Annotated in this window: 11 protein-coding genes; 6 read left to right on the top strand and 5 right to left on the bottom strand. The window is 64.1% G+C overall.

Going from position 1 to position 15,243, the window contains the following annotated elements; genetic code table 11:
- The first annotated feature begins 350 nt into the window (after window positions 1-350).
- Complete coding sequence (locus VG320_RS19490; protein ID WP_327201720.1) at window positions 351-1,577, top strand: MFS transporter; 1,227 nt, start codon at window positions 351-353, stop codon at window positions 1,575-1,577.
- A 118-nt stretch (window positions 1,578-1,695) separates the two neighbouring features.
- On the opposite strand, the gene VG320_RS19485 is transcribed toward VG320_RS19490, so the two are convergent.
- The 3 genes from VG320_RS19485 to aspT (VG320_RS19475) all read right to left on the bottom strand — a co-directional run bounded on the left by VG320_RS19485 (window position 1,696) and on the right by aspT (VG320_RS19475) (window position 6,960).
- Window positions 1,696-3,360: a bifunctional aspartate transaminase/aspartate 4-decarboxylase gene (locus VG320_RS19485; protein WP_327201719.1), complete on the bottom strand. Its 1,665-nt coding sequence runs from the start codon at window positions 3,358-3,360 to the stop codon at window positions 1,696-1,698.
- A gap of 156 nt (window positions 3,361-3,516) precedes the next feature.
- Window positions 3,517-5,202 carry an aspartate-alanine antiporter gene (gene aspT, locus VG320_RS19480; protein ID WP_327201718.1) on the bottom strand — a complete coding sequence of 562 codons (1,686 nt, stop codon included), beginning with the start codon at window positions 5,200-5,202 and terminating at the stop codon, window positions 3,517-3,519.
- A gap of 75 nt (window positions 5,203-5,277) precedes the next feature.
- Window positions 5,278-6,960, bottom strand: coding sequence for an aspartate-alanine antiporter (aspT, locus tag VG320_RS19475; protein WP_327201717.1), 1,683 nt, complete (start codon window positions 6,958-6,960; stop codon window positions 5,278-5,280).
- A gap of 588 nt (window positions 6,961-7,548) precedes the next feature.
- On the opposite strand from aspT (VG320_RS19475), the gene VG320_RS19470 reads away from it, so the two are divergent.
- A complete protein-coding gene (locus tag VG320_RS19470; RefSeq protein ID WP_327201716.1) occupies window positions 7,549-8,532 on the top strand; it encodes a LysR family transcriptional regulator in 984 nt (327 codons plus the stop codon).
- A 27-nt stretch (window positions 8,533-8,559) separates the two neighbouring features.
- On the opposite strand, the gene VG320_RS19465 is transcribed toward VG320_RS19470, so the two are convergent.
- Window positions 8,560-9,078 (bottom strand): plasmid fertility inhibition factor family protein, encoded by a 519-nt coding sequence (locus VG320_RS19465; protein ID WP_327201715.1) that lies wholly within the window; start codon window positions 9,076-9,078, stop codon window positions 8,560-8,562.
- Between the two features lie 151 nt (window positions 9,079-9,229).
- Between VG320_RS19465 and VG320_RS19460 the strand changes: the two genes are divergently transcribed.
- On the top strand, window positions 9,230-10,069 hold the full coding sequence (locus VG320_RS19460; RefSeq protein WP_327201714.1) for a crotonase/enoyl-CoA hydratase family protein: 840 nt from the start codon (window positions 9,230-9,232) through the stop codon (window positions 10,067-10,069).
- A 237-nt stretch (window positions 10,070-10,306) separates the two neighbouring features.
- Window positions 10,307-12,094, top strand: a complete 1,788-nt coding sequence (locus VG320_RS19455) for a winged helix-turn-helix domain-containing protein (protein WP_327201713.1) — start codon at window positions 10,307-10,309, stop codon at window positions 12,092-12,094.
- Window positions 12,095-12,154: 60 nt separating this feature from the next.
- On the opposite strand, the gene VG320_RS19450 is transcribed toward VG320_RS19455, so the two are convergent.
- Complete coding sequence (locus VG320_RS19450) at window positions 12,155-12,415, bottom strand: hypothetical protein (RefSeq protein WP_327201712.1); 261 nt, start codon at window positions 12,413-12,415, stop codon at window positions 12,155-12,157.
- Window positions 12,416-12,747: 332 nt separating this feature from the next.
- Between VG320_RS19450 and VG320_RS19445 the strand changes: the two genes are divergently transcribed.
- Both VG320_RS19445 and VG320_RS19440 read left to right on the top strand, forming a co-directional pair.
- Complete coding sequence (locus VG320_RS19445) at window positions 12,748-13,932, top strand: MFS transporter (protein WP_327201711.1); 1,185 nt, start codon at window positions 12,748-12,750, stop codon at window positions 13,930-13,932.
- 58 nt (window positions 13,933-13,990) lie between these two features.
- Window positions 13,991-15,142, top strand: coding sequence for an MFS transporter (locus VG320_RS19440; RefSeq protein ID WP_327201710.1), 1,152 nt, complete (start codon window positions 13,991-13,993; stop codon window positions 15,140-15,142).
- Window positions 15,143-15,243 lie beyond the last annotated feature (101 nt).

The following is a 15,243-nucleotide window of genomic DNA, read 5'->3' as shown; positions in this document are numbered from 1 at the left end:
TGGTGCGGCGCTTATAGCGCAATGGCCGATTTGCGCGGTATCGTCGATATTTAGCTCGAATAGGACAGCTTCATTGCTGGGATCGTGCACCATAAAAAGGCAGCGCTCCTTACATTGAGCGTAGTCCATGCGAGCCAAGCATCAATTCCGACCAACCCGCGCCCAACTCCGCCTATTTCCGCGCATGCGGATGTCCGCCTGTTGACACGCCAGTTACGTGCCAGGCACAGCCTCTGCGAGCGGAAAAACCGTCGGATACGCCCAACGGATGGCATTTTCAACGTCTGCATAAGAACCGGTTCCATGGGACAATCACGCCTTTCCCGCCGTTATCCATCCGCGTTTTCCCCATGTCCGCTGATTTGGCGCCCCCGCGCACCGGGTTGTCGACGACCATGCAGATCATTCCGGTCGTCTTTTTCACCTTCATTTGCTATCTGACGATCGGCATTCCGCTTGCCGTGCTGCCAGGCTACGTCCACAACGACCTCGGTTTCAGCACCGTCGTCGCGGGCGCGGCGATCAGCGTGCAGTACATCGCGACGCTGTGTTCGCGCGCCCTCGCCGGCCGCTCGGCGGACACGCTCGGGCCGAAGAGGACCGTCAGCATCGGCCTGACGATCTGCGGCGCAAGCGGCGTGATGCTGTTGCTCGCCACGCTCGTCGATCACTGGCCGGGCCTGTCGCTCACGCTGCTGATCGCGAGCCGCCTGTTGCTCGGCTGCGGCGAAAGCCTGTGCGGCACGGGCGCGATTCTCTGGGGCATCGGCCGCGTGGGCACCGCGCACAACGCCAAGGTGATCTCGTGGAACGGCATCGCCACTTATGGTGCGCTCGCGCTCGGCGCGCCGCTTGGCGTGGAGATGGTCCATTACCTCGGCTTCTGGATGCTGGGGGTTTCCGTGGTCGCGCTGGCGGCGCTCGGCTTCTGGCTCGCGCGCCCGATCGCGCCGGTGCCGCTCGTGCATGGCGAACGCATGTCGTATCGCAGCGTGGTCAAGCGCGTGCTGCCGCATGGCCTGGGTCTCGCGCTCGGCTCGGCGGGCTTTGGCTCGATCGCCACCTTCATCACGCTCTTCTACGCGGCGCGTCATTGGCCTAACGCGGCTTTTTCGCTGACGGTTTTCGGCCTGATGTTTATCGGCGCGCGTCTGTTGTTCGCCAATACGATCAAAACTTTTGGCGGCTTCCGCGTGGCGATCGCCTCGTTCTCGTGCGAGTGCGCGGGCCTGCTGCTGCTGTGGCTCTCGCCCACGCCGCACGTCGCGCTGGTGGGCGCAGCGCTCACGGGCTTCGGCTTTGCGCTGGTGTTCCCGGCGCTCGGCGTGGAAGCGGTCGGCCTCGTGCCCGCGGCGAGCCGTGGCGCAGCGCTCTCCGCGTATTCGGTGTTCCTCGATCTGTCGCTTGGCATCACCGGCCCGCTCGCCGGCTATGTGGCGAATGTGTTCGGCTACGCTTCGGTGTTCCTGTTCGCCGCCATCGCCGCAGCGGCCGCCGTGGCGCTGTCCGTGTCGCTGCATCGCAAGAGCGTGCGCGAAGCAGCGCTCGCGCAACCAGTTACGTCGGACGCGCAATAAACCCCACGCAATAAAAAACCGCACCGGGCAGCGCGCCCGATGCGGTTCATCCCGCAGTTCATTCTCTTTGCGCGTGGCGCCGCTTCAAACGCCGCCACGCCGCTCAAATACCCTTCCTTTATTTCTTCACCGCGCTCGGATCGATCTTCTTGCCCGTTTCCTCGTTATAGCGCTGCACGTACTCCTCGCTGAGCTTGCGCATCGCGCGGCCGATCTTGCGATAGTCCGCCTCGTTCAGGTTCGCGAGCGACACGCGGCCCGACGGATGCGCCGTGCCGAAGCCCTTGCCCGGCAGCAACACCACGCGCGCTTCCGCAGCGAGCCGGAACAGCAGTTCGTTGGGCTGCAACTGCTTGAGTAGCCAGTCGACGAATTCGCGGCCATAACGCTTCTCGCCGAAATACTCCATGTCGATGATGGTGTAGTAATCGACCTGGTTCGGATCGCTCTCGTCGACGGCAATGCCCATTTCCTCGTAGAGCGCGCGCTTGCGGCTGCGGATCAGGCGCTTGAGCGCATTCTTGTAGGCGTCCGGCGTATCCATCAGCGAGAACAGCGAGAACAGCACCATCTGCACCTGCTGCGGCGTCGATAGACCTGCCGTGTGATTGAGCGCGACGGTGCGGCTGTCGGCCACCAGACGGTCGATGAACTTGAGGTTATCCGGCTCGGTCGTGATCGACTCGTAGCGCTTGTGCAGGATCTTCTTCTCTTCCTTGGGCAGCTTCGCGAGCGTGGCGTCCAGCACGTTGTCGCGATGCGTGGCGATCGCGCCCAGACGCCAGCCCGTCGCGCCAAAGTACTTCGAGTAGGAATACACAAGAATCGTGTTCTTCGGCGCGAGCGCGAAGAGCGAGACGAAGTTATCGGCGAAGGTGCCGTACACGTCGTCGGTCAAGAGAATCAGATCCGGGCGCTCCTTGATGATCTCCGCGATATATTCCAGGCTTGCATCGTCGATCTTCACCGACGGCGGATTGCTCGGATTGACGAGGAAGAACGCCTTCACCTTCGGGTCGCGCAGCTTGTCGAGTTCCTTTTTCGAGTACTGCCAGTTGTTCTCGACGGTAGCGTCCAGATGCACGACGTTGAGCTGGTAGTCGTTGAGTTCGGGAATTTCGATGTAGGGCGTGAAGATCGGCATGCCCAGCGCGATGGTATCGCCCGCCTTGATCAGGAAGTTCTCGCGCATCGTGTTGAAGATGTACGTCATGGCCGCGGTGCCGCCTTCGACCGCGAACACGTCGAACTCGCCCACGAACGGATGCTTGCCGATCATCTCGCGGCGCAGATACTGGCCGACGATGACTTCGGACAGCTTGAGCATGCGGTCCGGCACCGGATAGTTGCAGGCCAGGATGCCTTCGCACATCTCGTAGAGGAAGTCGCCCGCCGAAAGCCCAAGCTGGTCGCGCACGTACGACACCGCGCCGCCGATGAAGTCGATGCCGGGCTGGCCCTTGTTTTCACGCAGGAACTGGTCGAAGCGCTCGACGATGCCCGCGCGTTGCGGGAAGCCGCCCACGCCTTCTGGCATGTACGAGAACGAGCGCTCCGATTCGCGCATCGCGAACAGGCCCAGTTGCCAGAAGCCGTGGCGCGGAATCGTCGCGAGGAAGTTGGGGTTGCCGCGGCCGGCATTGAGCATCGCGTAATTGGCCGGGCGCTCGGTCGCGCCGCCGCCCGCGGCCTTGATGAGTTCGTCCTTGAGTTCGAACGGGCTCAGTGCGTCGATGCCAGACTTTTCCTTCGTACCGTTACCGTTGCCTTTACCTTTTGCCATGATGCTCTCCAGTGAGAAGACATTGAGCGTGCCGCCGCTGCCTGCGCTTTTGCGTTTCTGCGCTAGTCGCTATACAGACTGCCGGCACACGTTTCGACCCATTCTGGCGAGCCTGCACGCATCGCAACGACGCGCGCGGCCCGCATTGACTTCATTTCAAACCAGACCGACCACGAGCGGACCGAGCAGCGTGAGCAGCACGTTCGCGATCGCGTAGGTGATGGCGAACGGCACCGTCGGCACGGCGCTCTCGGCTTTGTCGAGAATGCCGCCGAAAGCCGGGTTCGCACTGCGCGAGCCGGACAGCGCGCCCGCGAGAATCGCCGCGTTGTTGTACTTCAGCACGTAGCGGCCAAACAGCATCGTGAGGATCAGCGGCACGATCGTGACCACCACGCCCAGCAGGAAGATCGTGATGCCGCTTTGCTTGACCGTCACCACCGCCTGCAGCCCCGAGTTCAGCCCCACCACCGCAACAAACGCCGCCAGCCCGAAGTCCTTGAGCAGTTGCGAGGCGGCCGGCGGCATCACGCCGTACATCGGATGCTTGCCGCGCATCCAGCCGAACACCAGCCCCGCGAGCAGACAGCCGCCGCCCGAGCCGAGCGTGAGCGGAATGCCCGCCACGTTCACGACGATCAGGCCGACCAGCAAGCCCAGCACAAGGCCCACGCCCATATAGATGAAGTCGGTCTTGTTGCTCCAGGCAAGCTCGTAGCCGGCTTGCTGGACCGCGCGCTTGGTGTCGGTCGCCGTGCCGTAGACGGTGATGACGTCGCCGTGCTCGAGTTGCGTCTGCGGCAGCACCGGCACTGGCTGCCCGGCGCGTTCGATCTTCTCGATATAGACGCCGTGGCGCATGTCGTGATCGACGTTCTTGCGCACCTCGGCGATCGTCGTGTGGTTCATGCCCTTCTTCGTGAAGACGAGCTGGCGCGTCTGCATCACGAGGCTCATGCCGCCCGAATCCGGCACCTCGGGCCCGATCAGCGCGCCCACTTCGACCATCTGCTCGCGGCGGCCCACCACCAGCACGATATCGTCGCGGCTGAGCACGAAGTCAGGCGTCGAATCGACAATCTTGCCCGCGCGGCGGATCTTCTCGATGGCGATGAAATCGTTCTCCGCCGTTTCGAGCTGTTTGACGGTTTTGCCTGCGCCAGTTTCAACCCGGAACACGCGCCCAAACAGTTCCGGCAGCGCCGTCACCTGACCCGGCCCCGACACCGCGCTACCGCCCGACATTTCGCGTTCTGCATCGAGCGAGGCGTCCCTGAGGCTGCGCCCCATGAACTTCGGCAGGATGTTCACGCAGACGATGATCGCGCCCAGCGAACCGAACACGTAAGTCACCGCATAGCCGATCGCGACATCGGCCTGCATGGCCTTGACCTGATCGGCGGGCAGCCCCAGACGCGCGATGGCGTCGCCGGCCGTGCCGATAATCGCCGATTGCGTCATGCCGCCCGCGGCCAGACCCGCGGCCAGACCCTTGTTGAGATGAAAGAGCTTCGCGCAGATCAGCACCGTGAAGAGGCCCGCGAGCGCCATGAAAACGGCCATGGCGATTTCGCGCAGCGTCTTGCGGTTGAGCGAGTTGAAGAAGCCCGGCCCCGAGTCGTAACCCACTGCGTAGATGAAGACCGCGAACATCACCGATTTCACGCCGTTATCGATCGTCACGCCCACCTGACTGACCACGACGGCGGCAAGCAGCGAGCCGCCCACGCCGCCTAGCTGGAATTTGCCGAAGTTAATCTGACCGACCCAGTAACCGACGGCCAGCGACAGAAATAAGGCAATTTCCGGCGATTTCTGAAAGATGTTATGTAGCCATTCCATCGTGCCCTCGCATTGGTAGGTGTGATGCCCTGCCGCCGCCGCTCAATGACAACGGCTGCGCGGACCAGTTCCGCGTCAGCCAAACTTCGTCGCGAGCCCCACCACCACGGGCCCCATGAGCGGCAACAAGATATTCGACAGCGCATAGGTGATCGTGTAGCCGATCACCGGAGTCGAATTGCCAGTAACGCCAACGAGCGCACTGATCGCCGGCGTGCTGCACTGCTGACCTGCAATCGCGCCGAGCAGCATCGGCGCTTCGAGCTTGAGAAACATGCGCCCGATCCAGAGAGACAGAAGGCCTGGAATCAGCACCATCAGGATGCCGACGAGCGGCAGCGCGAGACCGTACTCACGCACGAGCTTGATGGCGTCGGGTCCGGCCGACAGGCCCACGGCGGCGATAAAGGTGGCAAGGCCAAAGTCCTTGAGCACCTGCGCGGCCGCCGACGGCAGCGAGCCGACCACGGGAAAGTGCGAGCGCAACCAGCCGAAGAAAAGACCGGAGAGCAGGCAGCCGCCGCCCGTGCCGAGCACGAGCGCCACACCGCCCACGTTCACGCCCAGGCGCCCGATCATCATGCCGACCAGCACGCCCAGGCCCAGATAGACGAAATCGGTTTTCTGGGTCTGCTGGATCACGTAGCCCAGTCGCTTCGCGCCGCGCGCCACGTCCGTAGGCGAGCCGAGCAGCGTGAGCACGTCGCCGCGATGCACCGTCGTGCCGGGCAGCGCCGGCACCGTGGTGTCGGAGCGCGTGAGCGCGCCCACGTAGATGCCGCGGCCGTCCTCGGGCGAGGCGCGCTCGCGCAGTTGCGCAAGCGTGAGGCCGTTGGCGTCGCGGCGCGTGAGCATCACATCCACGCGCTGGGCGAGCAGCTTCGTGAAGCCTTCGCCGCTGACTTCGGTGCCAAGCGACGCCGACGCTTCCACCATCGATTCGCGCCGCCCGGCGATGAACACCAGGTCACCGGGCTGCAGTACGAACTGCGCATCGGCGTCGATCTGCCGCTGCTCGCGCAGCACGCGCTCGATCGTGATGTTGTTGCCATAGCGCGCCTCGAACGCGCCGACCAGCGTGCCGGCGGCCGGCCCCACTTCAAACGCGCGGCCGACCAGCGGCGGCAGCGCGAGACGCTGGCCGTCGTCGAGCACGCCGTCGCCGCCGAGCTGGCGAAACAGCCGCGCGGCTTCCTCGCGCAAATTCACGCGCATGATGATCGGCGCGATCTGGCTCGTGAACAGCACGATGGTGATGAGGCCAAAGAGGTAGCTCACGCTATAGGCCGTGACAATGTGCGCCTGCATCGCGCTCACCTGGGCGTCGCCGATTCCAAGTCTCGCGATGGCTTCCGACGCCGTGCCGATCACGGCGGATTCGGTAGCCGCGCCCGCCAGCAGACCGGCTGCGGTGCCCGCGTCGAGCTTCATCACCACGACCGCAATCATGACCAGCGCCATGACGGAGACGATCTCGACGATCGATAGCAGTCCGTAGCGCCAGCCGCGTCCGATGTTCGCGAAAAATTGCGGGCCGCCCGTGAAACCGAGCGCGAAGATGAATAGCGCAAACGCCACGTTCTTGAGATCGGGCGCGATTCGTGCGCCGGTCTGGCCGAGCACGAGCGCCACGATCAGCGTGCCGCATACGCCGCCCAGCGATATCGGCCCAAAGCGAATTGAACCAATTAGATAACCGAGTGCAAGACTCACGAACAGGGCAATCTCGGGTTGCGACTTCAGCAATTCGACGATCATGTCAGGTCTGCCGATTTACGTTTTCGTTTTCCCAGATGCGCTTAAAAGAAACATGCATTAGGCATGCATCTCTTTAGGCCGCGCTTCGCCGCTTATTTGCGCAATGCGCAATAAACCTCAAAAACACCTTTATCTATCGTTTATGTTAAGAGTGTGAAGCGAGTGAGCATCACACCGCGACAAAGGATTGAAAACAAACGTTTTCAGCGGCACAAAATAGCAGACTACGGAAAACGCTGTCGCGAGGATGTGCAACGACCGACAGGCAAGGCTTTTCAAGCTGTTTAGGCGTAATTCAAAAACGGTTACGCGATCCTTTGAACAATCGCAAAAGCGTGGCGAAAGACGTGACAAAGTCCAATTCATCCCCTTCAATTCCCGTGCCAGTCACCCGCAAATTTTTAACAAACACGAAACAGCCCTGCCGCTTAAGATAGATATTGTAATTCCCAACGACTGTCAATATTATTTTCGTGCACGATCGAAGTCCGCTCATCAGGAATCCGCGTTACATTGGATATTTGGGATTTGCTGGTAAAAAACCGTGTAACGCCCATTCAACCGGCACATGCATACGAGGCGAATTCGATGAACCAGATACACGCCATGCGCGTTTTTGTCAGGGTTGCGGAATCGCAAAGCTTTCGCCGCGCCGCCCAGCAACTCGATGTCTCGAATGCGCTCGTCACCCGCTCGGTCGCCATGCTTGAAGCCCATTTGCATACGCGCCTCATCAATCGCACCACGCGCAATCTTTCGCTGACCGAAGCAGGCCTGCGTTATCTCGAAGGCTGCAAGAGCGTGCTCGAAGAACTCGATCACCTGGAGGATTCGCTCGCGCACACCGAGCGCGAGCCGAGCGGCACGCTGCGTGTGATGGCCGCGGGCGCGCTGTCGCTGGCCACGCTCACGCCGCTCATCGACGGGTTCCGGCGGCTTTATCCGCGCGTGAACGTGCGTCTCACGCTGGCCGAAAAGTCCACCGAAATGCTCGAAGACGGCTTCGATGTCGGCATTGTCGCGGCCTGTGCCACGCGCGGCGGCGAGTTCGTCGAACATGCGCTGGGCACCACGGCGTTCGTGCCGTGCGCGTCGCCCGCATGGCTCGCGGAACATGGCGAACCGCTCACGCCCGAGCAACTGGAGCAGCACGCCGCCGTGACGCTGCCGCCCGAGGAGCGCAGCGTGAGCTGGCTATTCGCGCGGCAAGGCGAAAGCACGCAGCAGGTCACGCTGCAGCCCGGCTACGCGGTCAACAACATGCTGATGGTGCGGCTAGCGGCGCTCGCAGGCATGGGCGTGGCGATCGTGCCCGCCCCGCTGGTCGCCGACGATCTGGCAGCAGGCTCGCTCGTGCGTCTGCTGCCAGACTATGAGATCGAAGATGCACAGGCGAGCATGGCCATCGTCTATCCGCGCCGCCAGTATCTGCCCCCCAAGACGCTGCGCTTCGTCGATTACACCATCGAACATTTTCAGCAGATGTGCGAAGCGAAGCCCGCGCCAGCGACTCACCCCGCCCGCGCTGCGGGCATCATGACTGCGGTGTCTCCCATGCTGATGCATGGTTAGGCAACATCGCCTCGAACGCGGCAACGATCAGAGCGCGTGCTGCACGGCGTCGTGCTGCGCGTCGTCCTCGCCCGCCGCACCGCATAGCTCGCGCAGCAGCGGCGCTTCGCGCTCGTGCACTTCCACCGGCAACCACACGGCGCCCGCCCACGCGAGATAGCGCGCGCGATGCTGGCCATTGCGAAACGCCACCACGCCTACATGCGCCACGCCGAGCCAACCGGCCAGACCGCCCGCGCGCCGCTTCGTGATCGTCACATAGGGCATCTGCGGCACGCGCTCATTGCGTGGATCGAGAAACTCGCGGATCCCGCGCACCTTGCCCGCGTGCCAGTCATCGACAGCCTTGAGCACATAGTCGGTATCGTCGCGATCGGCGCACAGCAGCAGCTTGTGGAGATCGACCAGCACCACCTCGTGACGCGTGCCGTCGGTGGTGAAGACGCGCTTGAAGCGCACATGGTCGTACGCCTGATGGGCAGGCAGGGGCACGACCCACACCGGGCCGCTGGCCGTCGCTGACGACGGCGCTGGAATCGAAGGCATCTCGGGGATCATGAATAGGGACGACTTCGGCATGCAGGTGGGGCGGCTCTCGCAGTCAGGAAAAGCGGCCTAAGCTACGAGGGATTCGTGACTATTTCGTGACCTATGCCGCGTGAATGCGCGCGGTGTGGGTTTATCCGGGAAGCCGCTAATGGACACTTCCGACCACACCTGCGACGACCACCAGCGTATCGAAACATTCGGCGCGCACGTGCGCATCGAATCGCTCGGACCGGTTGCGACCATCGTGCTCGATCGCCCAGCCCAACGCAATGCGATCGATCGCGCCGTCGCCGCTGCGCTCGCCGCCGCCTTCGCACGTTTCGAATCGAATCCGCATTGGCGCGCGGGCGTGCTGTTCGGCGCGGGCGGCACCTTCTGCTCGGGCGCCGATCTTGGCGCGCTCAACGACGACGCGCGCCGCAACGTTGTCCATGCCGATGGCAGCGGCCCCGGGCCGCTCGGCCCGACACGCATGCTCCTGAGCAAGCCCGTCATCGCCGCAATTTCAGGATACGCCGTCGCGGGCGGACTGGAGCTTGCGTTGTTCTGCGATCTGCGCGTGATCGAACAAAACGCCGTGATGGGCGTGTTCTGCCGCCGCGTAGGCGTGCCGCTCATCGATGGCGGCACGGTGCGCCTGCCGCGTCTGATCGGCCTGTCTCGCGCGCTCGATCTGATCCTCACGGGGCGCGCCATCGAGGCACAGGAAGCGCTGGACTTCGGCCTCGCCAATCGCGTGGTGTCGCCGGGCGCCGCGCGCGCCGAAGCCGAAGCGCTGGCCGCACGGCTTGCGGCCTTTCCACAGGCGGCGCTGCTTGCGGACCGCTGCTCGGCGTATGAAAACAGCGCGCTCGCCGATCTGGCCGAAGCGCTGCGTTGCGAAGGCGCCGGAGGATATCGCGCGGTGATGGACGAAGGCCTTGCGATGGCCGCGCGCTTTGCGTCGGGCGCGGGGCGTCACGGCAAATCCTTCGACGATTCATGCTGAATGGCTTGAACGCGGCTGCACGACCCACTAGATTAAATCTGACGGACATCTCACCGAGTCGCGCCGACCGCAGCCGTCCGACGACTTGAATGCAAACGCTGCAAGAACCGTCACACCGCACCGCCAGCACTGCACGCGCCGCCCGCGCCCTCTGCGCGATCCGTACCTCGAAGGGGCTGCCCTCGGACACGACGCCGCCGCGCGCGCAACCCATGATGCCGCATCAGGGGACCTCCCATGCCGACGGATCGAATCATCCGCTTTGCGGACTTCGAACTCGACGTCGAGCGCTACCAGCTCCGCCGCGCCGGCGAACAAGTCCGGCTGGAACGCCTGCCGATGGATCTGCTGATCCTGCTGGCGTCGCGTCATGGCGAGCTGATCTCGCGCGCCGACATCGTCGAGCGTCTGTGGCACGGCAACCCCTACCGCGACACCGAAAACGGCATCAACACGGCGATCCGCAAGATCCGCATCGCGCTCGCCGACGATCCGCTCAAGCCGCGTCATCTGGTGACCGTGAAGGGCAAAGGCTACCGGCTCGACGGCGCCAATTTCGCGAGCGCAGCCGGCGCCGATGGCATCGACACCCGCGAAGCGCCAGGCGCTGTGCGCGTGCTGGTGCTGCCGTTCGCAAACCTCACCGGCGACGGCAATCAGGAGTGCCTGTGCAGCGCGCTCGCCGATGAAATCTCGGCCACGCTTGGCGCACTCGGCGCGCAACGGCTGCGCCTGATCGCACGCACGACAGCGGCGCGTTATCGCGACACGGCCAAGGGCATCGGCGAGATCGCGCGCGAACTCAAGCTCGACTATGTGCTCGAAGGCTCGCTCTCGCGCGAAGGGCCGCGCGCGCGCATCCTCACGCGCCTGATCCGCTGCGCCGACGAAGTGCAGATCTGGAGCCGCGCGCACGAACCGGTCTCGCCGGGCGCGCTCGACATCCTCAAGGAGGTCGCGGCCGCGCTTGCCCAGGATCTCGCCACCACGCTCTCGGAGCAGCAGCGCTCGCTGCTCGCGCGGCGTCTGCCCGTCGATCCCGCCGCGCACGATGCCTATGTGCGCGGGCGTTACTTCTGGTATCGGCGCGTGCATTTCGATGCGGCGTTCTGCGCGCATCACGGTGTCGATGGCGAGGACTTCGCGCGCAGCCGCACGTATTTCGAAACCGCGCTCGAACACGATCCGAACTACGCGCTGGGCTACGCAGGCCTGTCGAATTACTACGGCGCGAGCGTCGTGCACGGCATGGTTTCGCCCGACGACGGCTGGCCAGTGGCGCGCTCGCTCGCGCACAGCGCGCTCGAACTCGACCCCGATCTGCCCGAGGCGCACCATGCGCTGGCCGCCGTGCGTTACTTCTTCGAATGGGACTGGGCGCGCGCCGAGGCGGGTTTCAAGGAGGCGCTGCGGCGCAATCCGAGCTACCCGGAGGCGCACCGGTTGTATGCGCGGCTTTTGCTGTCGGCGGGCCGGCGCGCGGAAGGCGAAGTCGAAATGGCGCGCGCCGAGCGCATCGATCCGCTGGCGTTCCAGGGCTCGCGCGCCTTCGGCATGATTCTTTCGGGACGTCACGAAGAAGTGATCAGCGAGTATCTCTCGCCGGGCCACATGGATTATTCGCCGCTCGCGTATCAGGTGCTGGCGACGGCGTTCGAGGTGAAGAAGCTCTATGCGCAGGCCGTGGACGCCACCGTGGAGGCGCTGGTGCGCTGCAATCTGCATGCGCGTGCGGCGACCGTGCGCACGCAGTGGGACGCGGGCGGCTACGACGCGGTGCTGCACTGGTATCGCGACGATCTGCTGGCGCGCCGGCGCAGCCAGTACACCTCGCCGCTATTGATCGCCGAAATCTACGCGCGCCTCGCGCAGCCCGACGAAATGTTCCACTGGCTCGACGCCGCGCTTGCCGAGCGCAGCGCACGCCTGTGCGAGTTGCGCATGAATCCGTGGTTCCAGCCCTGGCGCCCAGGCGGACGCATGAGAAAAATCGAGCAACTGATCGGCGAAGGCCGGGCGCGTTAGCGCGACTGCGGCGGGGTGCGCACCGGCGCGGCGTCAGAAGGTGTGCCTGTACAAAGCGTCTTAATTGCCGTGGTAGATGTCGTTATTCAGGCGGTCCCGTTCACCCGTTTTCTCCGAGCGCACCAGATCCTGATAGACCTGCGCGTGGGTGAGCGCCATCGGCGCGCCCGAGGCGCTGTTGGTCATGGGCATGCCGCCCACATCCTGCGAGGCCGGCGGCGCAGCCTGTGCCGGATCGGACGTCGAATCGGCCAATGCGAGTCCTGCGGACAAGGCGGCCGAGCAGGCCACCGCGATGCGGACGGTTTTCAGCGTGTTCATGTCATCGCTCCAGGAAAATCCAGAAATGGAAAAGCGCATGCGAGGCGGCCGTCATGCGCGGTGCGGACGAAGCCCTTTCCGGGCGGCGCTGGCTTTTGGTGGTCAGGGCTTCGTGGACGCATGTTGCTTCCCGCCCGAGCCGCGCACCATGGACGTAACCTGAAGAAATCGTCAAGGCAACCGCCCGCGAGGCCCTGTTGCGTAAGAAGAACGCAAGAAAAGGGTGCCGCATGCGGCGCGGCGCATTTCAGTACAATCCCGGGTTGACTCCAGCGCCGCTCCTGCGCGCCGGATCTCCCCCGATCTCGTCTGATCACGCCAGCCACACAGCCATGCCACTGCCCCTCCTCGCCCTTGCCGTTGCCGCGTTTGGTATCGGTACCACCGAATTCGTCATCATGGGCCTGTTGCCCGACGTCGCGCGCGACCTGTCCGTGTCGATTCCGGCGGCGGGCATGCTCGTGTCAGCGTACGCGCTGGGCGTGACGATCGGCGCGCCCATCGTCGCCATCGCGATTGCCAACGTGCCGCGCAAGGCGGCGCTCATGCGGCTGATCGGCATTTTTATCGTCGGCAATCTGCTGTGCGCGCTCGCGCCCAACTATTCGATCCTGATGGCCGCGCGCATCGTCACGGCGTTCTGCCACGGCGCGTTTTTCGGCATCGGTTCGGTGGTGGCGGCGGGACTGGTGGCGCCCAACCGGCGCGCCCAGGCGATCGCGCTGATGTTCACGGGCCTCACGCTTGCCAACGTGCTGGGCGTGCCGCTGGGCACCGCGCTCGGGCAACTGGCCGGCTGGCGCACGACCTTCTGGGCCGTGACGGCCATCGGCCTGCTCGCCGCGCTCGCGCTGCAGGTCTGCCTGCCGAAACACATCGAAATGCAGAAGGCCAGCCTCGTGCACGAGTTCAGCGTGCTCAAGAACCCGCAGGTGCTGATGGTGCTGGGCATCAGCGTGCTGGCGTCGGCCAGCCTCTTCTCGGTCTTTACCTACATCACGCCGATCCTTGAAGACGTCACCGGCTTCTCGCCGCACGAAGTCACCTTCGTGCTGCTGCTGTTCGGTCTTGGCCTTACGGTGGGCAGCACACTGGGCGGCAAGCTGGCCGACTGGAAACTGATGCGTTCGCTGCTGGTGTTTCTGGCGATGATCGGCGTGGTGCTTGCGGTGTTCTCGGTGACCATGCACGACCCGATCATGGCAAGCGCGACGATCTTCGTGTGGGGCATTCTGGCTTTCGCGATCGTGCCGCCGCTGCAGATGCTGATCGTCAACCGTGCAAGCGAAGCGCCCAATCTCGCCTCGACGCTCAACCAGGGCGCCTTCAACCTGGGCAACGCGGGCGGCGCATGGATCGGCGGCGTGGCGATCGGCTCGGGCGCGGCGCTCACGACGCTGCCGTGGGTGGGCCTTCTGATGGCGCTGGCCGCGCTCGGCCTCACGTTCGTCTCGGCGCAACTCGACCGGCGCGCGCGGCGCCGCACCGCCGTGAGCGGACCGACCTCCGCGATCTGACCCGCAGCACGGCGTTTTCCTTACGGGCGTCATAGCTGTCGGTGTAGCATTGCGCCCGATGAAAACCGTCCTTACCCGCGATTTCCTCGCGCTGATCCTGAGCGTGGCCGTGGTTGGCCTGGGCTCCGGCGCGACCCTGCCACTCACCGCCCTCGCCCTCACCGACGCCGGTTACGGCGCGACCGTCGTCGGCCTGCTCACTGCCGCCCAGGCGCTCGGCGGCCTCATTGTCGTGCCGATGACGGCGTGGATTGCCGGGCGCTTTGGCTCGCGCCAGGTGATCGTGGGTTCGGTGCTGGCCGTGGCCGTGGCTACGGCGCTGATGCAGTGCTGCGCGAATTTGTGGCTGTGGGGTGTGTTGCGCATGGTCTGTGGCGCGGCGCTGATGCTGCTCTTCACGATCGGCGAGGCATGGGTCAACGAGCTTGCCGACGATTCCAATCGCGGCCGCGTGGTGGCGATTTACGCGACGACTTTCACGCTGTTCCAGATGTCGGGGCCGGTGCTGGTGAGCCAGATCGCCGGGTACACGGCGTGGCGTTTTGCGATCTGCGGGGCGATTTTCCTGATCGCTTTACCGATGCTTGCGGCAATTCGATCGAGCCCGCATACCTCCGATTTGCACGAGCCGCATGGAAGCTGGCGTCATGTGCTGCCGAAGATGCCTGCGCTGATTATCGCTACCGGTTTTTTTGCCTTGTTCGATACGCTGGCGCTGTCCTTGCTGCCGCTGTTTGCGATTGGACACGGGATTGGGACTGAAGAGGCGGTGCTGTTTGCTTCGGTTGTGCTGCTGGGGGACACGACCATGCAGTTTCCGATCGGCTGGCTTGCGGACAGACTCGGGCGCGAGCGTGTGCATGCGCTGATGGGCGTGACTGTGGCGGTGCTGTTGCCGCTGCTGCCTTTTGTTGTCGAGGTGCCCTGGTTGCGGTGGCCTTTATTGTTCGTGATGGGCGCTGCCGCTGGGTCGATTTATACGCTTGCGATTGTGGCTTGCGGGGAACGGTTTGAAGGGGTCGCGCTGGTGTCCGCTAGTGCACTGGTTAGCGCTTCGTGGAGCGCTGCTAGTTTTGGTGGGCCTATTGTGACTGGGGCTTTGATGCAGCATGCTGGGCGCGATTCCATGCTGTGGGTGCTGTTTGCTTGTGCGCTTGTTTTTCTTGGGGCTTTAAGGTGGGAGCGCTCTCGGGGTATCGCGAGGGCTTAGGTTTTTTCTGTGCTCCTGGCGCTTTGGCCTTTCCTTGAAGTCGTGTCGGTCTGCCAGCGTTGCCCCTGTGCGGGGCGGCAGTTACTTTTCTTTGCCGCGGC

Origin of the sequence: Paraburkholderia sp., assembly GCF_035948235.1 — a bacterium.
GTDB lineage: Bacteria > Pseudomonadota > Gammaproteobacteria > Burkholderiales > Burkholderiaceae > Paraburkholderia.
Note: the sequence above shows the minus strand (reverse complement) of the source record. Positions and strands in the feature narration are given on the sequence as shown.